Raw genomic sequence first — 24,951 nt, forward strand, 5'->3', positions numbered from 1 at the left:
ATGGCCGACATCGAAGCCCCCAAGCTCAAGGTAACCACCGGCGCCATCCGCGGCAGCCGCAAGATCCACGTCGAGGGGCCGGGCGGGATCCGCGTCGCGATGCGGGAGATCGCTCTCGAGCCGTCCTCGGGCGAGCCGCCCCTGCGCGTCTACGACACGTCGGGGCCCTATTCGGACCCTCAGGCCCGTATCGATATCCTGGCCGGTCTGCCCGAGCTGCGGCGCGACTGGATTCGCGGCCGCGGCGACGTCGTCGAGGTCGATCAGCGCGAGGTCAGGCCCGAGGATAATGGCCAGCTCGGTCCGGATCGTTCCGGCGGCGTCGAGCCCTTCCCGAGCGTTCGCCGCCGGGTCCTTCGCGCCCGCCCCGGCGCCAACGTCACCCAGATGCACTATGCCCGCCGCGGCATCGTCACCCCCGAGATGGAATATGTCGCCGTCCGCGAGAATCTCGGCCGCGAGCTGGTCGCGGCACAAGCGCGCGACGGCCAGGATTTCGGCGCCGCGATTCCCAACTTCGTCACGCCGGAATTCGTCCGCGACGAGGTCGCGCGCGGCCGGGCGATCATCCCGTCCAACATCAACCATCCCGAAAGCGAGCCGATGGCGATCGGACGCAACTTCCTGGTCAAGATCAACGCCAATATCGGCAACAGCGCGGTCGCGTCGGACGTCGCGCAGGAGGTCGACAAGATGGTGTGGGCGATCCGCTGGGGCGCCGACACGGTCATGGACCTCTCCACGGGGCGCAACATCCACGACACCCGCGAATGGATCCTGCGCAACTCGCCGGTGCCGATCGGCACCGTTCCGATCTACCAGGCGCTCGAGAAGGTCGGCGGCATCGCCGAGGACCTCAATTGGGAAATCTATCGCGACACGCTGATCGAACAGGCCGAGCAGGGCGTGGACTATTTCACCATCCATGCCGGCGTGCGTCTGCCGTATATTCCGATGACCGCCAGGCGCGTCACCGGAATCGTCTCCCGGGGCGGATCGATCATGGCCAAATGGTGCCTCGCCCACCACAAGGAGAGCTTCCTCTACACGCGTTTCGACGAGATCTGCGAGATCATGAAGGCCTATGACATCGCCTTCAGCCTGGGCGATGGCCTGCGGCCCGGCAGCATTGCCGACGCCAATGACGAGGCCCAGTTCGCCGAGCTCGCGACGCTGGGCGAGCTGACGCAGATCGCCTGGAAGCACGACGTTCAGGTGATGATCGAGGGCCCCGGCCACGTGCCGATGCACAAGATCAAGGCCAATATGGATAAGCAGCTCGAAGCCTGCGGCGAGGCGCCCTTCTACACTTTGGGGCCGCTCACCACCGACATCGCGCCGGGCTACGACCACATCACCAGCGCGATCGGGGCGGCGATGATCGGGTGGTTCGGAACGGCGATGCTCTGTTACGTGACGCCGAAGGAGCATCTCGGGCTGCCCGATCGCGACGACGTCAAGGTCGGCGTGGTCACCTACAAGCTCGCCGCCCACGCCGCCGATCTCGCCAAGGGTCACCCGGCCGCCAAGCTGCGGGACGATGCCCTCAGCCGGGCCCGTTTCGAGTTTCGTTGGCGCGACCAGTTCCACCTGTCCCTGGATCCGGACACGGCCGAGCGCTATCACGACCAGACGCTGCCCGCGGAAGGCGCCAAGACCGCCCACTTCTGCTCGATGTGCGGCCCCAAATTCTGCTCGATGAAGATCACACAGGAAGTGAGGGACTTCGCGGCGAGGCAGAACGCCGGTGCCGAGACATTCCTTGCTGCCGACACGTCCGCCGAACCTTCGGCGCCGGCGGGCCAGTCCGCCGAAGCCTTGGCGAAGGCGGAAGCCGGCATGGCCGAGATGAGCGAGCGATTTCGGGAGAAGGGCGGCGAGATCTATCTCCCCGCCGCCGAGTAGCTCGAAGGAAGTCGCTCGACATGCGCATAGCTGCTCTGCCCATCGCACTGCTCGTCGCCGGGTGCGGCACGCCCGCGGCGCCCGACAACGGCGGCCAGTCGGCCAACTCGACCGTTTCGGAGCCGTCCAATGCGCAGGCGGCCGCAACGGCACCGGCGCCGGCGCCTGCGCCCGCGCCCGCCGTCCCGGTTCTCACCGCCGGGGGCTATGACACGATCCGCATCGGCGCGCGTCCAGCCGAGGCGGAGGGCTACGAGCTCGCCGACGACGGCAGCTACGAGGAGAGCTGCCGCATCTACACCAGCCCGCGTCTCCCCAGCTCCTATGCGATCGTCGAGGACGGCCGGACCATGCGCCTCACCGGATTCCAGGAGCGCGAATCCGGTCCGTCCCCGCTTCGCACCGATCGCGGCATCGGCGTCGGCTCGACCGAGGCCGAGGTGCGCGCCGCCTACACGCCGCTGCAGGAGCAACCCCATCACTATGTGGAAGCGCCCGCCAAGGACCTCTTCTTCGGTGGCACCGAGCGGGAGCCCGGCCTTCGCTTCGAGATCGGCGCCGACGGCAGGGTGACCAACGTCCATGCCGGCCTGATGCCGGTGCTCGGCTATGTGGAGGCCTGCTCCTGACGTTTCGGGAAAGGCCGTTTCAGGCGCGAGCCGCGTCCATCATTCGGCCGAGCACGGAAGCGGAGAGGAAGAGCATCTCTCTCTGCTCGGGGCCGATCATCTCACCGAGCAGCCTGTCGAATCGGCATCGGTCCTGCCGGGCGGCGAGTCGCATCATCTCGGTCAGGGTCGCCTCGTCATGGCTGAGATGTCGGCAGCAGAGCGGGCTCACGGTGAACCGGTCGGGCCAGGCCGCGCCGATCTCCTCCAGCATGAGCTGCAGGTGTGCCGCGGCCTGCAGGGAACCGAGATGAGCCGCCACCGCATGATGGGGGCACCTCTTCTCGCGGATCAGCACGGCCCAGACCCGGAGCGCGAGGACGACGTCGCGCGCCGGTTTCGGCAGGGCGACCAGCTCGCCGCAGGGAGTGAAGAGGTCAATCACCGGATGAACATTATTGCGACCGCGTCGCAATAGCAATCCCTTGTGATTGCCTCTGGTGACAGTGTCGTTCGACCTCAGTCAGCCGAGCCTTCGCCGAAGACCCCCGCCGCCATGTCGACGAGCCGTTCCGCGAGGAGGCCGAGGAGCGCACCCGCAATGACGTCGGTGGGGAAATGCGCCTGCCGCGGCACTTGAAGCGCGCCGACCAGCCCAGCCGCGCCATAGAGGGCCCAGCGATGGCGGGGATATTCGCGTGCTGCCGCAAGCGCCACGGCAACTGCGCCGGCTGTGTGTCCGGACGGGAAGGAGCGGAGCCCCGGATCGTCCGAGCCGCCTTTTTCCATCCGGTATTCGTCCTCCTCGATCAAGGCGTCGGGGCGGGACCGGTCGACATGGTCCTTGCCTTGCGTCTTCATCGCGGTGGCGAGCCAATGGGCCGCGATCATCCGGACACCGGCGCGGAGCATCCGCCGATCCCGCCGAAGCGCTCCCATCGCCGCCACGCCGCCCGACAAAGCGAGCAGCGGAGGCTGGTCTCCGACATTGCCGATCAGACCGGCGGCGCGAGCCGCGGGGTGCTCGAGCCACGGCACCGCCGCGCGGATCGCTTCGATCTCGGCCCGTTCGATGAACGTGCGCTTGGAATGCTTCTTCTTGTTTCGCTTCTTCTTGCCCATGAGCTGGAAAATCGGGACGGCCGTCCGGGTTCCTCCGGCACCTGGAGCCCTGTTCGGCCAGGGCCGCGCTCCCAACGGCTCGCTCTCAATCATCCATTCGTCGCGCTCGCACGATCGTCACCGGCTCGACCAGCATCTGCCCCCGCATCGCGCCCCGTCCGGCGTCGGCCGCCGTCTCCGCCGCGAGGATCCGCCGGACGACGTCCATCCCCTCGGTCACGCGACCGAAGGCGGCGAAGCCTTCCTTGTCGCCCTCGCGGTCTGGGTCGGCGTCCATCGAGGGCATCTCGCTCGCGGTGATGAAGAACTCGCCCATCGCCGTCCCGGGCGCCGTCCGCGCCATCGAGATCGTGCCCGCCTCGTGCCGAAGCCCGGTGCGGCTGGTCGGCTCATGGGCGATCGGCGGAAGCATCAGCCGGTAGTTGCGCCGGATCCCTCCCTGGATGAAGCCGCGCTCGGGCGCGCCGCGGGTGCGAGAGGCACGATAGAAGCTCGTCCCGTCGAACCGGCCCTGATCGACATAGGCAAGGAAGTTGCCGGTCGTGACCGGCGCTCGCCTCCCGTCCAGTTCGACGACGATCGGCCCCACTTCGGTCTCGAGCCGCACCCTGGCCACATCGGGCACCGGATCGGGCGCGTCGGCACCCTTCGCCGCCGCGTCGGTCGGGGCCTGGTTCGCCTCGGGTCCTGCCGGAGCGACGTTTCCGCCGCAGCCGACCAGCAGGACGGCCATAGCGATGGGCAGCGCGTGCGATCGAATCATCGTGAACGTCTAGGCGCGGATCGCCGGCGGCGAAACGGCAACGGCCTCACAAACCTTTAAGCCTGAGCCAAATCGGACGGCCTCGTCGGGGCTGGACTCCCGCCGCGCTTCTGGCGAAATCCAGCAGTCGAACCGGGAGATCGAGATGACCCGCTCCGCCGAAGCTCCGATCTGCCTCTTTTCCTACGGGACCCTGCAGCAGCCCGAGGTCCAGCGGGCCACGTTTGGTCGTCTGCTCGATGGCCGCCCCGATGCGCTCGCCGGCTATCGCCTCGCGCCATTGGTCATCAGCGACCCTGGCGTGATCGCCGCCAGCGGTCTCGAGGTCCACACCATCGCCTGTCCGACCGGCGATCCCGTCCACCGCATCGATGGCATCGTCTTCTCGATCAGCCCTGCCGAACTCGCTGCCGCCGACCGGTATGAGACCGACGCCTATGACAGGGTCGAGGTCATTCTCGCCTCGGGCGCCAGCGCCTTCGTCTATATTGGCCCCGAGATCACGGAATAAGCCGTGACGGATCCCGAGGCGACGCAGGAAGGCCGGGTCGATCGAGCCTCCCTCATCGTCCACGCGACTGCGGACGTGGTCTATCGCGCCTTCGAGGATCCGGACGCCTTCATCTTATGGCTTCCGCCGCAGGGAATGACGGGGCGGCTCCTCCGATACGAATTCCGCGAAGGCGGGAACTACGAGATCGAGCTGACCTATCGGACGGACACACCAGCCGGCACCGCCAAGACCACCGAGAATAGCGACCTCAGCCGCGGCACTTTCCTCGAAATCGTGCCCGCGCACAGGATTGTCATGTCGGTCGAGTTCGATTCCGGCGACCCGGCATTTGCCGGGACGATGATCATGACCTGGACCTTCGAATCGCATGGACCGTCGACGTGGGTCACCGTCGCCGCCGCCCAGGTTCCGCCGGGGATCGCCGCGCCCGATCATGAAACCGGACTTGCCGCTTCCCTCGAAAATCTCGCGCGCTATCTCGGCTGAGCGCCCGGAGACCAGCCCGGCGCAGCAAGCTCGAATCCGGCAAATTCGAAGGCCGGCGAGACGATGCAGGAGACGAGAGCCCAGCCGCGGTCCGCCTCCGCCGCCTGCCAATCGCCCGGCGCGACCTTCGCCTGCGGCCGTTCGCCGGCAAGCACGCCGGCTCCAAGCCGGATTTCTTCGACCGGCCCCTCCTCGTCGGCGGCGGTGAGCAGCCGGAGGGGAGAGCCCGCGTGAAACAGCCACAATTCGGTGGCATCGACCCGGTGCCAGTGCGAGCGCTGGCCCGCCTCGAGCAGGAACAGGATCGCCGTCGCCGAGGCCCGCTCGCCGGGCGCGCTCTCGGCCCGCCACGTCTCTCGATACCAGCCGCCTTCGGGATGAGGCTCGAGATGGAGGGCATCGATCAAGGCGCGGGCATCGGTCATGGCATCCTGTTCCCTCGCCGGACCCGTCGACGCAAGTGCCGGCAAAGCCGCGACGCCGCTGGATTGGCGCGCGCTGGGCACTAGATTGTGCCCGGTTTCAACCCTCGAAAGGCCATCCATGTCCACTTCGCCCTGGGGCTCGCCGCGCTCCCATCACCGTCAGGCCGGTCTGAACGACGATATCGATTATGAGATCAAGGGACAGGAGTTGCAGTTCGTCGAGATCGAGCTCGATCCCGGCGAAAGCGCTGTGGCCGAGGCTGGCGCGATGGTATGGAAAGACGCGACGATCGACATGACGACGGTGTTCGGCGACGGTGCCGGACAGGAAGGCGGCTTCATGGGCAAGCTGCTCTCGGCCGGAAAGCATCTGGTCACCGGCGAAAGCCTGTTCACCACCGTCTTTACCCACAAGGGCTCCGGCAAGGCCCGCGTCGCTTTCGGCGCCCCGGTGCCGGGCGCGATCCTGCCGATCCGCCTCGCCGACGTCGGCGGCACCCTGGTCTGCCAGAAGGACGCCTTCCTCGCCGCCGCCAAGGGCGTCACCATCGGCGTCCATTTCCAGCGCAAGGTGCTCACCGGCCTGTTCGGCGGCGAGGGCTTCATCATGCAGAAGCTCGAGGGCGACGGCTGGGTGTTCGTCCAGATGGGCGGCACGGTGATCGAGCGGGAGCTGCGCCCCGGCGAGGAGCTCCATGTCGATACCGGCTGCATCGCCGCCTTCGTGCCGAGCGTCGGCTTCGACCTGGTCACGGTCGGCGGGGTCAAGAGCGCGCTGTTCGGCGGCGAGGGGTTGTTCTTCGCCCGCCTCACCGGCCCGGGCAAGGTGTGGATCCAGTCGCTGCCCTTTGCCCGACTCGCCGGACGCATGCTCCAGGCGGCGATGCCGGGCGGCGGCGGCAATCGCGGCGAGGGATCGGCACTCGGGCCGCTCGGCGACCTGATCTCCGGCAACTGACCGACGACGATGCGCCAGGCGCTTGCCCACGTCGCTCTGCTCGTGCGTGACTATGACGAGGCGATCGCCTGGTTCACGGGCAAGCTCGGCTTCGTCCTTGTCGAGGACGAAGCGCAGCCCGAGCAGGCGAAGCGCTGGGTGGTCGTGGCGCCCCCGGGCGGTGGCGGCGCTTCGCTGCTTCTGGCGCGGGCGGCGACGCCCGATCAGGCCGATTTCATCGGCAATCAGTCCGGAGGCCGGGTCTTCCTCTTCCTCCATACCGACGACTTCGGCCGGGACTTCGACCGCTTCCGTGCGGCAGGAGTCCGATTCGTGCGGGAGCCGGCCGCGGCGCCCTACGGCATGGTGGCCGTGTTCGAGGACCTTTACGGCAATCTGTGGGACCTGATCGGCCCCTCTGGGGGTTGAGCCTGCTCGTCCGGAGGAAAAGATGCTCGAGAACGTCCCCCACTGGCTCGGCCACGCGCTGCACGGACTGCGCGCCGGCGCCGACAAATTGTGCATCGCGCAGGCGGAGATCGGCACCGGCTTCGAGGCGATCGGCCTGTCCAGCCCGGCTTTCGGCGACGGAGCCCGCCTTCCGCCGCGATTCACGGCCGACGGCGAGGGGGTTTCGCCGCCCTTGCTGTGGGGCGACGTTCCTGACGGGACGGAATCGCTCGCCCTGATCGTCCAGGATCCGGACGCGCCGTCGCCCCAGCCGCTCGTCCACGCCATCGTCTGGAACATCCCGCCCGATGAGCGACGCTTGGCCGAAGGCGCGATCCGCGCCGATGGCGACGGCCAGCGGGACGGCCGCGATGTCGGCCGCAACTCCTATTTCGGCGAGGGCTGGCTGCCCCCCGACCCGCCGACGGGCCATGGCGAGCATCGCTACGCCTTCCAGCTTTTCGCGCTCGCCGCTGCGCCGGACCCGGGCGACACGCCGGGGCGCGGCGCCTTGGCGCGGGCGATGGCGGGGCGCGTGCTCGGCGCCGGGTTCCTGGTCGGCACCTATTCGCGCGGCGAGCCGGGCATGGTCGGCCCCGCCGGCGCGGTCCGCCCTGCGTACTGAACTCCGATCGGGGTTGCGCATCCCGCAACGCTGAAGTGCCGTCTCCCGCTCTTCCGGGCGGGAAGGCGGCCGGCCAGATGAGGGTGACGGCCGGCTCAAGCCGGTTCTCGCCTTTTCAACGGAGACTTCCATGCGCAGTTTCATCCTCGCCGCCAGCGCCGCCGCCATAGTCGCCACCGGCGCTTACGCTCTCGATACGACCGCCGCGGCCCCGCAGCCGGCCGCCGTCGCCGCTCCTGCTCAGGTGGCGGACGTGCGATCGGGCGACTATCGGCTCGACAAGGCCCATGCCAAGATCGTCTGGTCGACCAGCCATTTCGGCTTCTCGACCTATTATGGGGAATTCACCGATTTCGATGCGCGGCTCCGGCTCGATGGCGACAATCCGGAAGCGAGCCGGCTCACCGTCAACGTGGCGACGGCATCGGTCGACACCCACGACGAAGCCCTCGACGCCCACCTCAACGGGGCCGACTTCTTCGACGCCGCCAACTTTCCGAGCGCGACGTTCGTCTCGACCGCGGTCCGCCTTACCGGGCCGAACCAGGCCGAGGTGACCGGCAATTTCACGCTGCGCGGGCAGACACGGCCGCTGACCCTGGCAGTCACGTTCAACAAGGCCGGGGACAATATGGCCGGAACCTACACGGCCGGCTTCTCGGCGACCGGCACCATCAGGCGCAGCGACTTCGGCGTGAGCTACGGCCTTCCGCTGGTCGGAGACGAGGTCCAGTTGACGATCAGCGGCGAGTTCAACCTCGTGTGACCTGCCGATTGGCGGGGAGGCGGCGCCCCTGCGCGGACCCCGCCTCCCCGCGGGCCTACTCGTCTCGGCTATAGATCCGGACGATCGTGTGCGTATCGGCGTCGATCTCGTAGATGCGATTGCCGTCCGACCGGAAATAAGCGCGGTTGTTGTCACGGAACTGCGTCCGATACTCACCGGGCACCGCATAGAGGTTGCCGGTGACCTGCTGGCCGACCTGCATCCCGCCCCGGCCGAGGAAATTGTCGAACAGGCCGGCGAAGCCGCTTCGGCTGCCGCCGCTGTCGTCGACCACCCAGCCGTCACCTTCGAGTGGCCCGCCCTGGCCGGTATATTGGTCGTCGTCCCAGCGATCGTAGCCGTTGCCGCGGCCGTCCGCGAGGCGAACGTCCTGGCGCAGCATGCGCAGCCGCTGCTGCAGATCGCGCCGCTCCTCGGCCGTCAGGCCGTCCCGCAAATAGTGCTGCTCCATCCGCTGGAGCTGGCCAAGCTGATAGCGCAGGGCGCGCGCCTCGCGCCGGTCGATCTCTCCGGTCCGAACGCCGGCATTGATCCGCGTTTCCATCTGCGCGATGCGGTTGGAGATGCCGATCCCGGCATTGGCGTTCAGGTTGGCCTGCGCCATCGCCGGCGCGGCTATTGTCAGCGCGGCAGTACCGGCCAGGGTAAGAAACATGGTCCTCATCTTCGAAGCTCCTTCAAGTCCCGCGAATGGCTCCTCAACGCCCGGAATCCCGGCGAGGTTGCCGCGACCGCCGCGGCGGCGGGGGAACCGGTGCCGCGACGCGGGCTTGAGGGCAGGATGATGCGCACGATCACGACGGCCGCGTGCGCCGCCACCATGCTGCGCGTGCTGGCCGGGTGCGGCACTCCCGCGGAAAATTCCACCGCCGGTGCGGCGGAGGCGCCGTCGACGGCGCCCGCCGACTCCGCCGATCCGGCCGCGCCCGATGCCCGATCGACGGCCGTGCCGCAGCGCTTTCTGGGTATCTGGGACGTCAGCCCTGCCGCGTGCGCGGGGGCACCCGGGGAGATGCGCCTCGTCGTCGGGGCGGACCAACTGCGCTTTCACGAGAGCGTCGCCGCGGTCCGCGCAGTCCGGTCGGCCGAGCGCGGCGCCGTGGCGATGGAGCTCGAGCTCGAGGGCGAGGGTGAGAGATGGCGCGAGACCCGCCGGCTGCGTCTGCTGCCCCATGGCCGGCTCGAGGTTGAGGTCGGTGGCACCGGCGCCGTGCGCGTTCGCTGTTCCGAGGGCGCGAATACGGTGTCGGCGCCGGCCTGGGAGGCGGCTGCCGGCAGCGATGGCGCGACGCTCTATCTCCCCGCTCCGGACGGCGGCCGTGCCGTCACCTTCTTCTGCCCGCGCGGATCGGGCGATCTGCTGGTCAATGTGACCGAATTTCATCCGGTGGAGAGCGAGGAACGAATGAGCGTCGGTTCGGGCGGCACCGTGGTCGTCCTGGTTGCCGATACCGCAGGGGATGGGGAGCGTGGTGGCGTCTCCGGGCGCTCTGTGGTTCCTGCCGAGCTCGAGGCGATTCTGGGCGGGGGCGAAGGTATCGCGATCAACTATGGGGCGCAGAATAGCGGTCCGCACCCCCGCCCGCCGGCGGCGCTCGGGCGGCGCTTCGCCGCCGGCTGCCGCGCTTGAACCTGGCTAAGGGCGATCGGCAGCGGCGACCCGCTCCAGCGTCAGTCCGTCGCGCTCACCGTCGAAGAAGGCTTCAAGCACCTCGGCGAAGGGAGCCGGATGCTCGGCCACCCGTTCGAACAGAGTCATCGACGAACGCAGCTTCATCGCGTCGAGCGGTCCGAAGATTGCATCCGCCGAACGGCCGCGTTGGGAGAGCAGCGCCTCGACGCAGGTGAGGAGCCGAGGCCCGAGGATGGAATGCCCGAGATAGGCTCTGGCCTCGTCGATGTCGCGCAATCCGAAATGCCAGGCATTGGCGCTGCGGCCGAGGCCGGCGATCTGGGGAAAGACGAACCACATCCAATGGCCGCTCTTGCGGCCGCGGCGGAGCTCGCCGAGCGCCTGCTCGTAGATTCCTGCCTGGGCGGTGACGAACCGCTCCAGGTCGAGATCCGCCATGGCGACATCCTCCTCCCGCAGTCAGTGGGCGCTGCCCGTGCCGGTGGCACAATCTCCATCTTCGGCGGTGGTGAGCTCGATCTGCAAGGTCACGTGGGCAATGCCGAATCGGTCGTGCATCATCCGCCTCGCTGCTCCGAGAAAGTCGTTGCCGGGATGGCCGCCGATCATCACCAGATGCGCCGTCATTACCGTATCGGACGTGCCCATCGGCCAGATGTGAAGGTCGTGGACCGCCGAGACGCTGGGAAGCTCGGCGAGGGCGGCTTCGACCTCTTCGGGCTCGATACCCTCGGGTACTGCGCCCAGCGACATGAACACCGACTGCTTGAGCAGTCCCCAGGTGTTCCAGAAGATGATGGCGGCGATGACCAGGGTGATGGCGGGATCGATCCAACCCGCGCCTGTCACGAGGATCAGGATGCCGGCAAGGACGACGCCGAGCGAGACGCCGGCATCGGCGGCCATATGCAGATAGGCGCCGTGGATGTTGAAGTCGCGCTTGCCGCGTTGGACGAACAGCAGCGCGGTGGCAAAGTTGATGACGACGCCGATGGCGGCGACGACGATCATCGTCCGGCCCGGCGCCGGCGGCGGATCGGAGAAGCGGGTTGCCGCTTCCAGCACGATGGCGCCGAGCGCGACCAGCAGGAGCAGCGCATTGATCAGCGAGGCGAGGATCGATGCGCCGCGATAGCCCCAGGTGAACCGCCGCGTCGGCGGTCGCTTCGAAAGGCCGGCGCCCACCCACGCGACGGCGAGGCCGAGGACGTCCGAGAAATTGTGTCCCGCGTCGGCGAGCAGGGCCATCGAGCCATAAGCCAGCCCCGCCGCCGCTTCGGCGGAGGCGAACAGGATGTTGAGGGCGATGCCGATCGCAAACGCGCGGCCGAAATCGGCCGGGGCATGGCTGTGGCCATGACCTTGATGGTGATGATGCCCGTGATGCGCGCCCAAGTCCCACTGTCTCCCGCCGCCCCGCCGGACCTAAACCAGGACGCGCAGGTGATGCTAGGACATGGCGGGAGCGGGCGTGCATTCCTCACCCGGCGCTTGATCGTCCGTATCTTCCGGCGGTAGGTGCGCGGGATGGCCGAGCCCGTCGCCGTCTCTGCGATCGCGCACCAGATACAGCTGGCGGTCACTCCGGTCTTCCTGCTGGCCGGCATCGGCGCCTTGCTCGGCGTCCTCACCAGCCGTCTCGCCCGGATATTCGAGCGCAGCCGAAGCCTCGAGCAGGATTATGACGGGCTGGACGAGCAGATGCGTTCCGTGGCGCGGGCCGAACTGCTGCTGCTCGACCAGCGGATGGGCGTCATCAACGTCGCCATCACCTGCTGCACCGCGGCCGCACTGTTCGTCTGCGTCCTCGTCGCGATGATGTTCCTGGCCAACCTGCTCGACGTCGGCTTCGGCCGGGCCATCGCCTGGCTGTTCATCCTCGCCATGTTGCTGCTGATCGTCGGCCTGCTGACCTTCCTCTGGGAGATCCGGCTCGCGATAAAGGGGCTGCGCGTCCGTCGCGACCGAATGCCGCACCGCCGCGCCTGATCCGCTCAGGCGGGGACGTCGCTGCGCCCCTCTATCTGCAGCGCATCGCTTTCCGTCTCGGTCAGCACGCCGCCGGCACCGCGGAAGGCGGCGGCGAGCTGTGCCGGCTCGACGGCTCTCTCCCAGCGGGCGACGACGATCGTCGCCACCGCATTGCCGACGAAGTTTGTGAGGGCGCGGCACTCGCTCATGAAGCGGTCGACACCGAGGATCAGCGCCATGCCGGCGACGGGGACCGACGGCACCACCGACAGGGTGGCGGCGAGGACGATGAACCCCGATCCGGTCACGCCGGCCGCTCCCTTGGACGAGATGATCGCCACGCCCATCAGCAGCAGCTGGTCGGCCAGCGTCAGCTCGATGTTGGTCGCCTGGGCGATGAACAAGGCGGCCAGGCACATATAGATGTTGGTGCCGTCGAGGTTGAACGAGTAGCCCGTCGGCACGACCAGGCCGACGATCGATTTCGGACAGCCGGCGCGCTCGAGCTTCTCCATTAGCAGCGGCATCGCGCTTTCGGAGCTCGACGTGCCGAGTACGAGCAGCAGCTCGTCCTTGATGTAGGCGATCAGCCCGAGCAGCGAGAAACCCGCGCCCCGCGCCACCAGGCCGAGCACGGCGATGATGAACAGCAGCGAGGTGGCGTAGAAGGTCACCACCAAGGCGGCGAGATTGACGATCGTGCCGATTCCATATTCGCCGATCGTGTAAGCCATCGCCGCCGCCGCCCCGACCGGCGCCGCGTACATGAGAATGTGGACCATCCTGAAGACCACGGCAGTGAGGACCCGCAGGCTGTCGAGCAGCCGCTCCCCCTTCGCGCCGATCAGGGCGAGCGCGATTCCGAACAGGATGGCGACGAACAGGACCTGCAGGATCTGGCCCGAGGTGAAGGCGCTGATGGCGGTGTCGGGGATGATCTGGAGGACGAAATCGGCGAAGTTCTGTCGCTCCGCCTGGGTGACGTAGCTGTCGACGGCCGCCCGATCGAGGGTTGCCGGATCGATGTTCAGGCCGGCTCCCGGGCGGACGACATTGCCGACGACGAGACCGACGGCGAGCGCCAGCGTCGAGAAGGTCAGGAAGTAGCCCATCGCCTTGAGGCCGACGCGGCCGAACGCCTTCAGACTGGCCATGCCGGCTATGCCGGTCACGACTGTCAGGAAGATGACGGGCGTGATGATCATCTTCACCAACTTGATGAACCCGTCGGCGATCGGCTTCAGCGACGCGCCGGCATCCGGCCATCGCCAGCCGACGGCCGCGCCGAGGACGATTCCCACCAGCACCCAGAAATAGAGCGTGCGCCAGAATGGCGGTCGCGCCTGCTGCATGCCTCCCCCTCCCGCCGATCGCGCGGGGCCAGGATAGGATCCTTTCGGCCGGCTGTCAGTCGTCGTCGCGCGGCCGGTTGCGAATCCCGGGTCGGAAGTTCATGGGGACATCATGCTTTCTCAACGGACGCGGTACACAATCAGGGCGCTGCTGCACCTCGCGGACCGCTACGGCGAAGGTCCGGTGCAGCTCGCCGAGATTGCCGAGGCGCAGAATCTGCCGCCAAAGTTCCTCACCGTGATCCTGTCGCAGATGCGACGTGCCGGCCTGGTCGCGACGCTTCGCGGCCGGGAGGGCGGCTATTGGCTTGCCCGCCCGCCCGCGGAGATCAGCTATGGCGAGATAGTCCGGCTGACCCGCGGCTCGCTGGGCCTGCTGCCCTGTGCCAGCCGGCTCGCCCACGAGCCGTGCCGCAACTGCATCAGCGAGGACAAGTGCCGCCTGCACCGGGCCATGCTGCTCGTTCGGGACGAGACTGCCCGCATACTCGACGGCCTGACCCTGGCCGATCCGGTGGACCAGGTGGCGCCGATCGGAAGCCTGCTCGAGCCGGCGGGTGTTGCGCCCGCCGAGGCCTGAACGTTTCGCGGTTCGTGCCGACGCTCGAAGCCTCAGATCACGATCCGGAATAGGGCGCCGCCCTCCTTGCCCTCCGCAACGTTGATCGAGCCGCGATGGGCGAGGACCACCTGGCGGGCGAGGCTGAGGCCGACCCCGGTGCCCTTCGCCTTGGTGGTGAAGAAGGGTAGGAAGATGTCCTGCCGCAGATTGTCGGGTACGCCCGGGCCATTATCCTCGACTTCGATCTGGGTGCGGCCCGATCGCGTGTGGCTGAAGGCGAGCCTGACGCGCGGCGCCTCGGCATGGCCGCGCGCGGCCTCCGCGGCATTGCGCAGCAGGTTGATGAGCACTTGGCTCATCAGGTCGGGATCGGCCTCGAGCGCGGGCAAGGCGCGGTCGGCCTCGAGGCTGAAGGCGATGCCCTCGGTGCGGTCGCTGGCCCGGAACAGCGCTTCGAGTTCGGCGCTCCAGGCGGCGATGTCGATCGGCCGAGGCCGCACCTGGGGGGCACGGCTGATCTGCCGGTAGCTCTCGACGAAATGCATCACCCCATCGGCGCGGCGGGCGAGCGTCTCGACCGCGGCGCGGGCATCGGCAATGTCCGCGTCGGCGCCGCCGTCGATCCGCCGCATCAGTTCGACCGCGCTGTGGGCCAGCGAAGTGACCGGCGTCATCGAATTCATGATCTCATGGGTGAGGACGCGGATGAGATCGCTCTGTGCAGCGATTTCGATCGCGTTCAACTCGCCCTGGATGGGCTGCACCGCCACGACACGGACGAGACCGCCGAGACGATGTACGACGGCGGCGCTGACCAGCATCGTCTGCGGCACGCTGTCGATGAGCAAAGGCACCAGCCGCGGCCGATTGACAGCACCGCCTTCCAGAGCCTGGGAGAAGGCTTCGCCATATTCGCGGAAATCCTCCACGCGGACCCCGCGATGGCGCATCAGCAGTCGCCGCGCCGCCTTGTTGGTGAGCTCGACCTTGCCGTTCCCCTCGACCGTGAGCAGGGCGGTCGGCGCGTCGTCGAGTACCGCCTCGTAGAAGCGGTTGGCATCGATCAGCTTGTGCTTCTCGTCGCGCATCCGCTTGAGCGCATCGTCGAGGACGGCGCCGAGCTCGGCAAAGCCGCTGCCGTCGAAGCGATGGATGAAGCCTTGGCTGAAATCGCCGAAGCGAACCGCGTCGATGAAACGCGCAAGCTCCATGTTGGTGCGCTGGACATGCTTCCACAGCAAGGCGGCGGCGCCGATCACGAGCATGGCGGCGACGATCCGGGCGGCGCCCAGGCCGGGCGTGTGGAGCGACTGGACGAAGGCCAGGGTCAAGGCGAGCAGCAGCGCCAGCCGCCAGATCAGGCCGATGAGGAAGTGGCTGCGCAAGCGCATCAGAGCGGTCCAGGGTCCGAATCAGAGCCCATGCTTCTCCATCCGGCGATAGAGGGAGGCGCGGGTGAGGCCGAGCTCGGCGGCGGCCAGCGAGATGTTGTAGCTGTGCTTCTTCAGCGCCTGCTCGACCATCTGCTTCTCGGCGCGATCGAGATTGAGATCGTCGCGCACCGTCGGCGCCGGGGCGGGCGCCGCCGGACGGGGCGGCTGGCTCGCGCGGGACAGGGAGAAATCCTCGGCAGTGAAATCGTCCCCGTCGGCAAGGATGACTGCCCGCTCCGCCGCGTGGCGCAGCGCCCGGACGTTGCCCGGCCATTCATAGGCCTCGAGCGCTGCGGCGACGTCCGAGGGAATCCGGCGCGCCGGCTTGCCATATTTGCGGGCGTAGAGGCCGAGGAAATGATCGACGAGGAGCATGATGTCCTCCCGCCGCTCGCGTAAGGGGGGCAGCTCGATCTCGACCGTATTCAGCCGGAACAGCAGGTCCTGGCGGAATCGGGCCTCGTCGGCGAGCTGCTCGGGCGGGCAATTGGTGGCGGCGATCACGCGTATGTCGATCGGCACCGGCTTGTTGGCGCCGACCGGGACGATCTGCCTCTGCTCGAGCGCGGTCAGCAGCTTGGGCTGTAGGTGCAGAGGCAGGTTGCCGATCTCGTCGAGGAAAAGCGACCCGCCATTGGCCGCCTGCATCCGCCCGATCCGGTCGCTGCGGGCATCGGTGAAGGCGCCCTTGACGTGGCCGAACAGCTCGGATTCGAACAGATTCTCGGCGATCGCGCCAAGATCGACCGAAACGAGGACCTGGTCGGCGCGCCGCGAGCGCCGATGCAGCTCGCGGGCGACCAGCTCCTTGCCGGTGCCGTTCTCGCCCAGGATGAGCACGTTCGCCTCGGTCGGAGCGGCTCGCTCGACCAGGGAATAGACCCGCGCCATGCCCGGTGAGCGGCCGAGCAGCGGAATCTCGCCGCCGGCGACCGGCGTGGTCACCGCCGCCGCCCGCCGCCGCTCGGTGACCGCCTCCTCGCGGGAGGTTCGCAGCGCCGCCGCGGTGCGGACGGTCGCGAGCAGCCTCTCGTTGGACCAGGGTTTCGACACGAAGTCGGTGGCCCCCCGCTTCATCGCCTCGACGGCGATCTGGACGCCGGCATGGGCGGTGATCATCACCACCACCGCCTGCGGGTCGCGCTTCAATATCTCCGCAAGCCAGCTGAAGCCCTCCGACGCGTCGGTGGCGCCGCGGCCGAAATTGGCGTCGAGGAGGATGACGTCGGGCTGTTCCTGCTCCATCGCCGCGATCGCCTGGTCGGGCGCCTGAAAGACGGCAACGTCGCGGAACAGGTTGCGCAGCAGCAGCCGCGCCGACAGCAGGATGTCTTCGTCATCGTCGACGACGATGCAACGGCCGAATCTGGTCCCGTGGTCCACCATGAGCTGAGCCTTTCCCCTCGCCGTTGTCCGGTAACGGACAATCAACATCCGTGCCAGCCGGAGCCGCGGCGTCCGGACGCGGACAAAGCTGTTCGAAAGCGGACGATCCAGGAACCGCCCTTCTTTCCCGTCAGGCGGGCGGAATTCGCAAAAATCCGCCTTTTTCGGCGGTTGGCACGCCTCGTGCTGGAAGGAATTGGACAGGGGCAGTCCCGCACGAGGAGCAAGGTCATGGCACGGTTCGAAACTCTGAGCTTCACCATCGGTCTCGTAATGACGGCTCTCGTCACCTTCGTCGCGCTGCCGCTGGCGTAAGCGGTGCGAGTGTACGGCGGCGGACATGTTTCGTCCGGAATCGGACAGTCCGTCGCCATTCATTGCCGGGGAGCGGGCGTGAATGAGCGTGGTTAGAATTCCCAAACCGGATCGTCCGGAGAGCGGCGGCGGCATGGACAAGGTCGTCGAGCGCCGGGGTCTGTCCAATCGGATCAAGATCGCGCTCGGCGCCGTCGTCGTCGTCCTGCTCCTCGCCTTCTTCTATTACTTTGCGCCCAGTGCGAACAGCCAGACGGTCGAGGCTTCTCGCCTTACCATCTCTACGGTCGAGCGCGGCCGCTTCGACGACTTCCTGCCACTGCGGGCGCGGGTCGAGCCGCTTGTGACCGTGTATCTCGACGCGGTCGAGGGCGGCCGGGTCGAGCAGGTCATGGTCGAGGACGGCGCGATGGTCCAGGCTGGCCAGCTGCTCGCCGTCCTGTCCAATTCGGACCTTCAGCTGAACGTCCTCGCCCGCCAGACCGAGGTCACCCAACAGATCAACTCGATGCGCAGCCAGGAGCTGGCCCTCTCCCAGAATCGCCTCGCCAACGAACGGGCGGTGATCGAGGCAGAGCTCGCCGTGCAGACCGCGCGGCGCCAATATGAGACGCAGCGGCCGCTCGCCGAGCGCGGCTTCGTCCCCGCCCGCCAATTCGCCGACAGCCGCGACGCCTATGAAGCGGCGCGTGATCGCCTGGCCGTGCTCCGGCGTACCCAGACGACCGACGAGCGGCTGCAGTCGAGCCAGCTGGCGCAGCTGCGGGCCTCGACCACGGGGCTGAACCAGAGTCTCGACCTCGCCAGGGCCAGCCTCGACGCGCTCAACCTGCGGGCGCCGGTCGCGGGTCAGCTCACCGCCTTCTCGATTCAAGTCGGCCAGTCGTTCAATCGCGGCGAGCGCCTCGGCCAGATCGACAGCGCCGGCCGCAACAAGCTGCGCGCTCAGGTCGACGAATTCTATCTCGGCCGCGTCACCGAGGGGCAGATCGCCTCCGCCGAGGTGGCCGGCCGCCCGTATCGGATGCGGGTCAGCAAGATCTATCCGCAGGTCCGCAACGGGGCTTTCGAGATCGACCTGCAGTTCATCGGCCAGGAGCCGGCGGACCTCCAGCGAGGCCAGACGGTGCAGATCCGCCTGACCTTGGGCGATCCGGCGCCGGCTCTGCTGATCCCGAACGGCGCTTTCTACAACGAAACGGGCGGCAACTGGGTCTTCGTGGTCGCGCCGGACGGCGGCGCCGCCGTGAAGCGCCAGGTTCGTCTCGGCCGCCGCAATGCCGATCATATCGAGGTGCTCGAGGGGCTCGACCCGGGCGAGCGCGTCATCACCTCGCCTTATACGGGCTTTGCCGAGCGCGATCGGCTGAGCCTCAGCGGACAGTGAAGGAAGTGGATTCGATCGTGGGCAACGAAGGGAACAGACTTATGCTGAGCATGCGCGAACTGTCGCGGGTCTACCGCACCGATACGGTCGAGACGACCGCCCTCGACGGCATCTTCCTCGATGTCGCCGACGGCGAGTTCGTCGCGATCATGGGACCGTCGGGTTGCGGCAAGTCGACCTTGCTCAACGTCATCGGCATGCTCGACAGCCCATCCAGCGGCTCCTACGTCTTCAACGGGACCGAGGTGGCCGGCCTGACGGAATCCAAGCTCGCCGACTTTCGCAAGCGGAACATCGGCTTCATCTTCCAGAGCTTCAATCTCGTCGACGAGCTGACCGTCCGCGAGAATATCGAGCTTGCGCTGCTCTACCACAATGTCCCCGCGGCAGAGCGGCGCGCCCGGGTCGACGAGGTGATGGACAAGGTGGGCATCGCCCATCGTGCCAAGCACCGGCCGAGCCAGCTGTCCGGCGGACAGCAGCAACGCGTCGCCGTCGCCCGGGCACTTGTCGCCAGCCCCAAGCTGATCCTCGCCGACGAGCCGACCGGCAATCTCGACACCGCCCATGGCGAGGAGGTGATGAAGATGCTGCAGGCGCTCAACGCGGAAGGGTCGACCATCGTCATGGTCACCCACTCGCCGAGCCACGCCGATTATGCCGGCCGCGTCGTCAACATGCTCGACGGCCGCATCCTCGTCGAGCACCGGCGCGCCGCCTGATGCCGGTGCGGCTTCGCCTCGAAGCAGCGGCCCTCCCGATGCAAAGGAGGGCCGTCGGGCTCGCGCTCCTCGGTGCTCTCCTCCTCACGCCCGGCGCCGCCGCCGGCCAGGCGCGCCGGCAAGCGACCGTGCTCATGTCGGAGAATGAGGGCGCGCGGCGCGGACAGGAGGAATGGGGCTATTCCGACGCGGTCGTCGCCGGCGATAGCATCTACCTTTCCGGGATCGTCGTCGGCCTGCGCGAGGGGGAGACCGATCTCGCCGCCGCTTATGACCGCGCCTACCGCCATATCGGCGAGATACTGCGCCGCGCGGGCGCGAGTTGGGACGATGTTGTCGACATCACCAGCTACCACACCGACGTGACGACGCAGATGGAGGCCATCGTCTCGGTCCATCGTCGCTACGTCACCGCACCCTTCCCGGCCTGGACCGCGATCGACGTCGATCGCCTGATCCCCGACCGCGGAATCACCGAGATCAAGATCGTCGCTCGCCGGCCGGCGCCCGCGACCACAGCGAACTGACCAGGAGAGAGGCCGATGTGGCGCAACTACATGACCGTCGGATTGAGGGCGCTGGCGAAGAACCGCACCTACGCCTTCATCAACATCGTCGGCCTCGCCATCGGCCTCGCCGCCTGTCTGCTGCTGCTGCTCTACGTCCGCTACGAGACCAGTTATGACGAGTGGCTGCCGAACAGCGAGAATACCTACCAGTTCCAGAGCCACTACAGGAATCCGAACACCGGCGAGGAGAATCTCCTCCAGATGACGTCCTACATCGCCGGTCAGCGGGTCCGTCAGGACTTTCCGCAGATCGAGCGTTCGGTCTACGCCCTCAGCAGCGATCCCGTCATCATGCGCGACGGCGAGGCGCTCGAGACCGAGGACGCCCTCCTGGTCGACAATCTCTTCTTCGACGTGCTGCAATTCCCGCTGGTGCAGGGGGATCCGGGCACCGCGCTGTCCCAGGCCGGCACGGTCGTCCTTACCGAGAGCGAGGCGCGCCGGATCTTCGGCGACGAGAGCGCGATGGGCAAGACGGTGACCATGGTCGCCGGCAGCACGACGATCGACTATCGCGTCACCGGCATCGCCCGTGATGTGCCCCGCAACAGCCACGTCCGCTTCAAGCTCGTCGCCCGCTTCGATCCGGCGACCTATTTTGCCGAGCAGCCGGACTTCCTTACAAACTGGGGCTGGCAATCCGGCTGGTACTATTTCTCCCTCCGTCCCGGGACCGATCCGGAGGCGATCGAAGCCGCGCTTCCGGCCTGGGAGCGGCGCAACATCGCGGACGAGCAATACGGGACCCAGACGTTCAACGCCGGTGAGGACCAGGACTGGAACGTCGCCAACATCCGCGACGTCCATCTCGGGCCTGCTCAGGCGGCGACGATGACGGCGGGGAACGACCAGCGCACGATCGTCACCTTCACGATCATCGCCTTCCTGATCCTGGGCATGGCCTGCGTGAACTTCACCAACCTCGCCACCGCCCGCGCGAGCCAGCGCGCACGCGAGGTTGCGCTGAGGAAGGTGCTCGGCGCCAACCGCCGTCAGCTGGTGACCCAGTTCCTCACCGAATCGGTGCTCATCGCCGGCATCTCGATGATCCTGGCGCTTGCCCTCGTCGAGCTGCTGCTGCCGATGCTCTCCAACTTCCTCGATGCCGAGCTTGCCATGGGCTATTTCGGCGTCGACGGCATGCTGCTGCCGATCCTGCTGCTGACCCTGCTCGTCGGCGCTGCAGGCGGCGTCTATCCGGCGCTCTATCTCAGCCGCTTTCAGCCGGCGCAGGTGCTCAAGGCCAACAAGTCGACGGCCGAGGCGGCCGGCTCGGGACGCCTGCGCAACGCCCTCGTCGTCGCCCAGTTCGCGGTGTCGATCGGCCTCATCATCTGCACCGCCGTGGTCTACGCCCAGACCGTCTATGCGCGGACCGCCGATCCGGGTTTTCGCCGCGAAGGCCTGATCCAGATCACCAATCTCGGCCGCCGCCAGCTGCTCGATCGCGCCGACACCATCGTCGAGGAGATGCGCCGGATTCCGGGCGTGGTCTCGGTCGGGCGTTCGAACATCGGCATCGCGACCGGCAGCACGAGCACGACCGGCGTGCAGGTGCCCGGCCAGCAGGAGCGGGTCAGCATCGGCACCTATGCGGTCGACTTGCACTTCTTCGAGACGATGGGGATCGAGCGCGTCGCCGGACGCCTGTTCGAGGAGAGCCGCCCGGCCGACGATTCGACCCTGCCTTATCCGTCGACCGACGAACAGGAGCGGCCGCTGATTGCCCGGGGCGTCAACGTCGTCATCAACGAGCTCGCCGCGCGGCGTATGGGTTGGCAGAATCCAGCGGACGCGGTCGGCAAGACCTTCGGGGTCAGCTTCTTCGATCCCGAGGACGGCCTGGTCCCGACCCGCGTCATCGGTGTCGTCCGCGACTCGCGCTTCCGCTCGATCCGCACGCCGCTCGAGCCGATCATGTTCCGCTACGATCGCGCTTTCGCCGACTATCTGCTGATCCGTTACGACACCTCGGATCCGCAGGGCGTTCGTGATCGCGTCGAGCAGGCCTGGAAGCGGCTGGCGCCGGACGTGCCCTTCAATGGCGTGTTCAGCGAGGAACGGATCGCCGACCTCTACAAGGCGGAGCAGGCGCGCGCGCAGGTCTTCGCGGGCTTCGCCCTCCTCGCCGTGGTCGTCGCCTGCCTGGGCCTGTTCGGCCTGGCCGCCTTCACCGCCGAGCGCCGGACCAAGGAGATCGGAATCCGCAAGGTGCTCGGCGCCCGCACGCGGGATATCGTCCGCCTGCTCGCCTGGCAGTTCTCGAAGCCGGTGATCGCCGCCAATCTGATCGCCTGGCCGGCGGCCTGGTTCGCGATGCGGGGCTGGCTGAACACGTTCGACGCGCGCATCCCGCTCGGGCCGACGCCGTTCGTTCTCGCCGGGCTGCTCGCCCTGGTGATCGCGATCGGCACCATCGCCGGCCACGCCTTCAGGGTCGCCCGGGCCAATCCGATCCATGCGCTGAGATACGAGTGACGAGCCCGGGAGGCGATCGACGAAGAAGGGATGACGGGGATGTGGCGAAACTATCTCCTGGTCGGCTTCAGGTCACTGACCCGCAGTCGCACCTACGCCTTCATCAACATCTTCGGCCTCGCGGTCGGCCTCGCCGCCTGCATCATGCTCATTCTCTACGTCCGCTACGAGACGAGCTACGACAGCTGGCTGCCTGACGGCGATCGCCTCTACCAGGTGCAGGCGACCTGGCAGGAGCCGGGTCAGCCGGTCACGGCGAGCCAAGGGAGCCCGCTGCCGCTGCGGGAGGCGCTGGCCGGCGGCTTTCCGCAGATCGAGGCGCTCAGCATCGCCGATCCGGGCCGGGCCATCGTCCTTCGCGACGGCGCGCCCCTCTATGTCGACGCGCTCTGGGTCGATCCGGCCTTCCTCGAGATCTTCCGCCTGCCCTTCGTGCGCGGATCGGCCGAGACCGCCCTTCGCGACACCGGCTCGGTCGTGCTCACCCAGAGCGAGGCGATCCGCCAGTTCGGCACGATCGACGCGATCGGCCGGCGCATCACCACGAGCGACGGCGAGCAGCGGCGCGACTTCCAGGTCACCGGCATCCTCCGCGACCTGCCGAACAACAGCCAGCTCGATTTCCAGGCGCTGATCCGGTTCGATCCCAACGTCTATGCCGAAAATCCCGAGCGGCTGCGCCAATGGGGGGCGATGGGCCAATATCATTATGTGAAGCTTCGGCCCGGCGCCGACGCCGCGGCGATCAATGCCGCCTTGCCGGCATGGGAGCGTCGCACGATCCCGCCCCAATTGATCGACGGGAGAAGCTCGAGCCAGGCCGACATCATGGACCTGAGCCTGGTCGCTGTCCGCGACGTCCATCTCGGCGAGGCGCAGGACTTCGCGATGACGCCGGGCAACGACCGTCGCACCGTCGCCACTTTCTCCATCGTCGCCTTGCTGATCCTGGTGATGGCCTGCATCAACTTCATCAACCTCTCGACCGCCCGGGCCGGGCAGAGGGCCCGCGAAGTCGCCTTGAGAAAGGTGCTCGGCGCACGGCGGGGGCAGCTCGTCGGTCAGTTCCTCGGCGAATCGATTTTGCTCGCCGCTCTGGCGATGCTGATTGCGCTCGCTCTGGTGGAGCTGACCGCGCCGATGCTCGGGGCCTGGCTCGATGCCGATCTCGGAATCTCCTATCTGGGGACCGACGGCATGCTCAGCATGGCGTTCGCCCTCATCCTTCTCGTCGGGTTGCTCGGCGGGCTCTATCCGGCCTTCTATTTGGCGCGCTTCGAACCTGCGCAGGTGCTGCGGGCGAACAAATCTGCGGCGGAGCCCTATGGCAGCGGCCGGCTGCGCAACGTCCTGGTCGTCGTCCAGTTCGCGGTCTCGATCGGCCTCATCGTCTGCACGGTCGTCATCTGGGCTCAGACGCGTTTCGTGCAGACCGTCGATCCAGGCTACGAGCGCGAGGGCCTCATCCAGGTCGCCGGCGCCTGGCGTCTCGGCGGCAATTACGACGCCGCCAAGCGGCTGATCGAAGCCGTACCCGGCGTCGTCTCGGTCGGTCGGACCAGTCTCGGAATCGCCGCGACCAACAAGTCGATCCAGGCGGTCAACGTTCCGGGTGGGATCGAAGGGCTCAACGTCGGCGTCTACGGCGCCGACGCGGACTTCTTCACTTCGATGGGCATGCAGCGCCTGGCCGGCAGGCTGCTCGGCGAGCGTTATGCCAACGACCGGATCGAGCGCAGCGAGCCCTTCGGCGACGCGCTCGCCGATCTCCCCAGCCGGGGACTCAATATCGTCGTCAACCGTCGGGCGGCCGAGCTGTTCGGCTTCCGGGATCCGGCCGAGGCGGTGGGCCGCCAGATCCGCACCAGCGTCGAGGGGGATGCGATGATCCCCTGCACGATCGTCGGCGTCGTCGAGAATACCCGCATCCGCACCGCTCGCGACACCATCGAGCCGCTGGTCTTCACCTACGATCCGCTGCGCACGACCCAGCTCATCGTCCGCTATCGCTCGGCGGATCCGGCCGCGGTCATGACCGGGCTCGAGAATGTCTGGCGGCGCTTCCTTTCCGACATCCCCTTCGAAGGGGCCTATTCCGAGGATCTGGTGGCGGAGCTCTACGCGCAGGAGCGCGCGCGCGGCGCGATCTTCGCCGGCTTCGCCGTCCTCGCCATCATCATCTCCTGCCTCGGCCTGTTCGGTCTCGCCGCCTTCACCGCGGCGCGGCGGACGAAGGAGATCGGCATCCGCAAGGTGCTGGGCGCGCGGGTGCGCGACATCGTCCGCCTCCTCGTCTGGCAGTTCACCAAGCCGGTGGTCCTCGCCAACCTCGTCGCCTGGCCGGTCGCCTGGTGGGCGATGAGGGACTGGCTCAACACCTTCGACGTGCGGGTCGCGCTGACGCCGACGCCGTTCGCCCTGGCCGGGCTGATCGCGTTCGGCATCGCGATCGGCACCATTGCGGGCCATGCGATCCGCGTCGCCCGGACCAATCCGATTCACGCGCTGCGATACGAATGAG

Annotated in this window: 26 protein-coding genes; 16 read left to right on the top strand and 10 right to left on the bottom strand. The window is 67.7% G+C overall.

Annotated features, from left to right (window positions below):
• Both thiC and DDE10_RS17200 read left to right on the top strand, forming a co-directional pair.
• On the top strand, positions 1 to 1,905 hold the full coding sequence (thiC, locus tag DDE10_RS17195; RefSeq protein WP_114954021.1) for a phosphomethylpyrimidine synthase ThiC: 1,905 nt from the start codon (positions 1 to 3) through the stop codon (positions 1,903 to 1,905).
• Between the two features lie 20 nt (positions 1,906 to 1,925).
• Entirely contained in the window at positions 1,926 to 2,534 is a 609-nt protein-coding gene (locus DDE10_RS17200) for a hypothetical protein (protein ID WP_114954022.1), read from the top strand.
• Positions 2,535 to 2,553: 19 nt separating this feature from the next.
• Here the strand turns inward: DDE10_RS17200 and DDE10_RS17205 are convergent, their stop codons facing one another.
• From DDE10_RS17205 to DDE10_RS17215, 3 genes are all read right to left on the bottom strand, one after another.
• Positions 2,554 to 2,958: an addiction module antidote protein gene (locus tag DDE10_RS17205; RefSeq protein ID WP_162806698.1), complete on the bottom strand. Its 405-nt coding sequence runs from the start codon at positions 2,956 to 2,958 to the stop codon at positions 2,554 to 2,556.
• A gap of 74 nt (positions 2,959 to 3,032) precedes the next feature.
• Complete coding sequence (locus DDE10_RS17210; RefSeq protein ID WP_162806699.1) at positions 3,033 to 3,635, bottom strand: phosphatase PAP2 family protein; 603 nt, start codon at positions 3,633 to 3,635, stop codon at positions 3,033 to 3,035.
• Positions 3,636 to 3,720: 85 nt separating this feature from the next.
• Entirely contained in the window at positions 3,721 to 4,398 is a 678-nt protein-coding gene (locus DDE10_RS17215; RefSeq protein ID WP_284734733.1) for a peptidylprolyl isomerase, read from the bottom strand.
• A 145-nt stretch (positions 4,399 to 4,543) separates the two neighbouring features.
• On the opposite strand from DDE10_RS17215, the gene DDE10_RS17220 reads away from it, so the two are divergent.
• On the top strand, positions 4,544 to 4,909 hold the full coding sequence (locus DDE10_RS17220) for a gamma-glutamylcyclotransferase family protein (RefSeq protein ID WP_114954026.1): 366 nt from the start codon (positions 4,544 to 4,546) through the stop codon (positions 4,907 to 4,909).
• Between the two features lie 3 nt (positions 4,910 to 4,912).
• Positions 4,913 to 5,398 carry an SRPBCC domain-containing protein gene (locus tag DDE10_RS17225; RefSeq protein WP_114954027.1) on the top strand — a complete coding sequence of 162 codons (486 nt, stop codon included), beginning with the start codon at positions 4,913 to 4,915 and terminating at the stop codon, positions 5,396 to 5,398.
• Here the strand turns inward: DDE10_RS17225 and DDE10_RS17230 are convergent.
• Positions 5,386 to 5,823: a cupin domain-containing protein gene (locus DDE10_RS17230; protein WP_114954028.1), complete on the bottom strand. Its 438-nt coding sequence runs from the start codon at positions 5,821 to 5,823 to the stop codon at positions 5,386 to 5,388. The two genes, DDE10_RS17225 and DDE10_RS17230, sit on opposite strands and share 13 nt — an antisense overlap.
• A 118-nt stretch (positions 5,824 to 5,941) precedes the next feature.
• On the opposite strand from DDE10_RS17230, the gene DDE10_RS17235 reads away from it, so the two are divergent.
• The 4 genes from DDE10_RS17235 (at position 5,942) to DDE10_RS17250 (ending at position 8,601) form a co-directional block, all read left to right on the top strand.
• Positions 5,942 to 6,781 carry a TIGR00266 family protein gene (locus DDE10_RS17235; protein WP_114954029.1) on the top strand — a complete coding sequence of 280 codons (840 nt, stop codon included), beginning with the start codon at positions 5,942 to 5,944 and terminating at the stop codon, positions 6,779 to 6,781.
• Between the two features lie 9 nt (positions 6,782 to 6,790).
• On the top strand, positions 6,791 to 7,189 hold the full coding sequence (locus DDE10_RS17240; protein WP_114954030.1) for a VOC family protein: 399 nt from the start codon (positions 6,791 to 6,793) through the stop codon (positions 7,187 to 7,189).
• A gap of 22 nt (positions 7,190 to 7,211) precedes the next feature.
• On the top strand, positions 7,212 to 7,835 hold the full coding sequence (locus tag DDE10_RS17245) for a YbhB/YbcL family Raf kinase inhibitor-like protein (RefSeq protein WP_114954031.1): 624 nt from the start codon (positions 7,212 to 7,214) through the stop codon (positions 7,833 to 7,835).
• Between the two features lie 130 nt (positions 7,836 to 7,965).
• The gene (locus tag DDE10_RS17250; RefSeq protein ID WP_114954032.1) at positions 7,966 to 8,601 is read left to right on the top strand and encodes a YceI family protein; all 636 of its coding nucleotides are present in this window, start codon (positions 7,966 to 7,968) and stop codon (positions 8,599 to 8,601) included.
• A 55-nt stretch (positions 8,602 to 8,656) separates the two neighbouring features.
• On the opposite strand, the gene DDE10_RS17255 is transcribed toward DDE10_RS17250, so the two are convergent.
• Positions 8,657 to 9,286, bottom strand: a complete 630-nt coding sequence (locus tag DDE10_RS17255; RefSeq protein WP_114954033.1) for an OmpH/Skp family outer membrane protein — start codon at positions 9,284 to 9,286, stop codon at positions 8,657 to 8,659.
• A gap of 117 nt (positions 9,287 to 9,403) precedes the next feature.
• On the opposite strand from DDE10_RS17255, the gene DDE10_RS17260 reads away from it, so the two are divergent.
• Positions 9,404 to 10,252 (top strand): hypothetical protein, encoded by an 849-nt coding sequence (locus DDE10_RS17260; RefSeq protein WP_114954034.1) that lies wholly within the window; start codon positions 9,404 to 9,406, stop codon positions 10,250 to 10,252.
• Between the two features lie 6 nt (positions 10,253 to 10,258).
• Here DDE10_RS17260 and DDE10_RS17265 read toward each other — a convergent pair whose 3' ends face one another.
• Both DDE10_RS17265 and DDE10_RS17270 read right to left on the bottom strand, forming a co-directional pair.
• Positions 10,259 to 10,693 carry a DUF1810 domain-containing protein gene (locus DDE10_RS17265; protein ID WP_114954035.1) on the bottom strand — a complete coding sequence of 145 codons (435 nt, stop codon included), beginning with the start codon at positions 10,691 to 10,693 and terminating at the stop codon, positions 10,259 to 10,261.
• A gap of 21 nt (positions 10,694 to 10,714) precedes the next feature.
• Positions 10,715 to 11,650 (bottom strand): cation diffusion facilitator family transporter, encoded by a 936-nt coding sequence (locus DDE10_RS17270; RefSeq protein WP_114954036.1) that lies wholly within the window; start codon positions 11,648 to 11,650, stop codon positions 10,715 to 10,717.
• Between the two features lie 132 nt (positions 11,651 to 11,782).
• Here DDE10_RS17270 and DDE10_RS17275 point away from each other — a divergent pair, with 132 nt between their 5' ends.
• On the top strand, positions 11,783 to 12,244 hold the full coding sequence (locus DDE10_RS17275) for a DUF2721 domain-containing protein (protein ID WP_114954037.1): 462 nt from the start codon (positions 11,783 to 11,785) through the stop codon (positions 12,242 to 12,244).
• 5 nt (positions 12,245 to 12,249) lie between these two features.
• Here the strand turns inward: DDE10_RS17275 and dctA are convergent, their stop codons facing one another.
• Positions 12,250 to 13,578 carry a C4-dicarboxylate transporter DctA gene (gene dctA / locus DDE10_RS17280; protein WP_114954038.1) on the bottom strand — a complete coding sequence of 443 codons (1,329 nt, stop codon included), beginning with the start codon at positions 13,576 to 13,578 and terminating at the stop codon, positions 12,250 to 12,252.
• Positions 13,579 to 13,690: 112 nt separating this feature from the next.
• Here dctA and DDE10_RS17285 point away from each other — a divergent pair, with 112 nt between their 5' ends.
• Positions 13,691 to 14,158, top strand: coding sequence for an RrF2 family transcriptional regulator (locus DDE10_RS17285; protein WP_114954039.1), 468 nt, complete (start codon positions 13,691 to 13,693; stop codon positions 14,156 to 14,158).
• 32 nt (positions 14,159 to 14,190) lie between these two features.
• Here DDE10_RS17285 and DDE10_RS17290 read toward each other — a convergent pair whose 3' ends face one another.
• Positions 14,191 to 15,531, bottom strand: a complete 1,341-nt coding sequence (locus DDE10_RS17290) for a sensor histidine kinase (RefSeq protein ID WP_114954040.1) — start codon at positions 15,529 to 15,531, stop codon at positions 14,191 to 14,193.
• Positions 15,532 to 15,552: 21 nt separating this feature from the next.
• Positions 15,553 to 16,959 (bottom strand): sigma-54-dependent transcriptional regulator, encoded by a 1,407-nt coding sequence (locus tag DDE10_RS17295; protein WP_114954041.1) that lies wholly within the window; start codon positions 16,957 to 16,959, stop codon positions 15,553 to 15,555.
• A 397-nt stretch (positions 16,960 to 17,356) separates the two neighbouring features.
• On the opposite strand from DDE10_RS17295, the gene DDE10_RS17300 reads away from it, so the two are divergent.
• The 5 genes from DDE10_RS17300 to DDE10_RS17320 are packed head-to-tail and all read left to right on the top strand — an operon-like array spanning position 17,357 to position 24,950.
• Positions 17,357 to 18,661, top strand: a complete 1,305-nt coding sequence (locus tag DDE10_RS17300; RefSeq protein ID WP_284734734.1) for an efflux RND transporter periplasmic adaptor subunit — start codon at positions 17,357 to 17,359, stop codon at positions 18,659 to 18,661.
• Positions 18,662 to 18,702: 41 nt separating this feature from the next.
• Positions 18,703 to 19,383: an ABC transporter ATP-binding protein gene (locus DDE10_RS17305; protein WP_114954043.1), complete on the top strand. Its 681-nt coding sequence runs from the start codon at positions 18,703 to 18,705 to the stop codon at positions 19,381 to 19,383.
• Positions 19,384 to 19,421: 38 nt separating this feature from the next.
• Positions 19,422 to 19,910, top strand: coding sequence for a Rid family hydrolase (locus DDE10_RS17310; RefSeq protein WP_162806700.1), 489 nt, complete (start codon positions 19,422 to 19,424; stop codon positions 19,908 to 19,910).
• Positions 19,911 to 19,925: 15 nt separating this feature from the next.
• Positions 19,926 to 22,430, top strand: coding sequence for an ABC transporter permease (locus DDE10_RS17315; protein ID WP_114954045.1), 2,505 nt, complete (start codon positions 19,926 to 19,928; stop codon positions 22,428 to 22,430).
• 39 nt (positions 22,431 to 22,469) lie between these two features.
• Positions 22,470 to 24,950: an ABC transporter permease gene (locus DDE10_RS17320; RefSeq protein ID WP_114954046.1), complete on the top strand. Its 2,481-nt coding sequence runs from the start codon at positions 22,470 to 22,472 to the stop codon at positions 24,948 to 24,950.
• Position 24,951 lies beyond the last annotated feature (1 nt).

The organism is Sphingosinicella terrae, assembly GCF_003347635.1.
Lineage (GTDB): Bacteria > Pseudomonadota > Alphaproteobacteria > Sphingomonadales > Sphingomonadaceae > Allosphingosinicella > Allosphingosinicella terrae.

Coding starts and splice junctions, on each gene's coding strand:
- thiC (WP_114954021.1), top strand. CDS start 1: ATGGCCGACATCGAAGCCCCCAAGCTCAAGGTAACCACCGGCGCCATC.
- DDE10_RS17200 (WP_114954022.1), top strand. CDS start 1,926: ATGCGCATAGCTGCTCTGCCCATCGCACTGCTCGTCGCCGGGTGCGGC.
- DDE10_RS17210 (WP_162806699.1), bottom strand. CDS start 3,635: ATGGGCAAGAAGAAGCGAAACAAGAAGAAGCATTCCAAGCGCACGTTC.
- DDE10_RS17215 (WP_284734733.1), bottom strand. CDS start 4,398: ATGATTCGATCGCACGCGCTGCCCATCGCTATGGCCGTCCTGCTGGTC.
- DDE10_RS17220 (WP_114954026.1), top strand. CDS start 4,544: ATGACCCGCTCCGCCGAAGCTCCGATCTGCCTCTTTTCCTACGGGACC.
- DDE10_RS17230 (WP_114954028.1), bottom strand. CDS start 5,823: ATGACCGATGCCCGCGCCTTGATCGATGCCCTCCATCTCGAGCCTCAT.
- DDE10_RS17235 (WP_114954029.1), top strand. CDS start 5,942: ATGTCCACTTCGCCCTGGGGCTCGCCGCGCTCCCATCACCGTCAGGCC.
- DDE10_RS17240 (WP_114954030.1), top strand. CDS start 6,791: ATGCGCCAGGCGCTTGCCCACGTCGCTCTGCTCGTGCGTGACTATGAC.
- DDE10_RS17245 (WP_114954031.1), top strand. CDS start 7,212: ATGCTCGAGAACGTCCCCCACTGGCTCGGCCACGCGCTGCACGGACTG.
- DDE10_RS17250 (WP_114954032.1), top strand. CDS start 7,966: ATGCGCAGTTTCATCCTCGCCGCCAGCGCCGCCGCCATAGTCGCCACC.
- DDE10_RS17255 (WP_114954033.1), bottom strand. CDS start 9,286: ATGAGGACCATGTTTCTTACCCTGGCCGGTACTGCCGCGCTGACAATA.
- DDE10_RS17260 (WP_114954034.1), top strand. CDS start 9,404: ATGATGCGCACGATCACGACGGCCGCGTGCGCCGCCACCATGCTGCGC.
- DDE10_RS17265 (WP_114954035.1), bottom strand. CDS start 10,693: ATGGCGGATCTCGACCTGGAGCGGTTCGTCACCGCCCAGGCAGGAATC.
- DDE10_RS17275 (WP_114954037.1), top strand. CDS start 11,783: ATGGCCGAGCCCGTCGCCGTCTCTGCGATCGCGCACCAGATACAGCTG.
- dctA (WP_114954038.1), bottom strand. CDS start 13,578: ATGCAGCAGGCGCGACCGCCATTCTGGCGCACGCTCTATTTCTGGGTG.
- DDE10_RS17285 (WP_114954039.1), top strand. CDS start 13,691: ATGCTTTCTCAACGGACGCGGTACACAATCAGGGCGCTGCTGCACCTC.
- DDE10_RS17290 (WP_114954040.1), bottom strand. CDS start 15,531: ATGCGCTTGCGCAGCCACTTCCTCATCGGCCTGATCTGGCGGCTGGCG.
- DDE10_RS17295 (WP_114954041.1), bottom strand. CDS start 16,959: ATGGTGGACCACGGGACCAGATTCGGCCGTTGCATCGTCGTCGACGAT.
- DDE10_RS17300 (WP_284734734.1), top strand. CDS start 17,357: ATGAGCGTGGTTAGAATTCCCAAACCGGATCGTCCGGAGAGCGGCGGC.
- DDE10_RS17305 (WP_114954043.1), top strand. CDS start 18,703: ATGCTGAGCATGCGCGAACTGTCGCGGGTCTACCGCACCGATACGGTC.
- DDE10_RS17310 (WP_162806700.1), top strand. CDS start 19,422: ATGCAAAGGAGGGCCGTCGGGCTCGCGCTCCTCGGTGCTCTCCTCCTC.
- DDE10_RS17315 (WP_114954045.1), top strand. CDS start 19,926: ATGTGGCGCAACTACATGACCGTCGGATTGAGGGCGCTGGCGAAGAAC.
- DDE10_RS17320 (WP_114954046.1), top strand. CDS start 22,470: ATGTGGCGAAACTATCTCCTGGTCGGCTTCAGGTCACTGACCCGCAGT.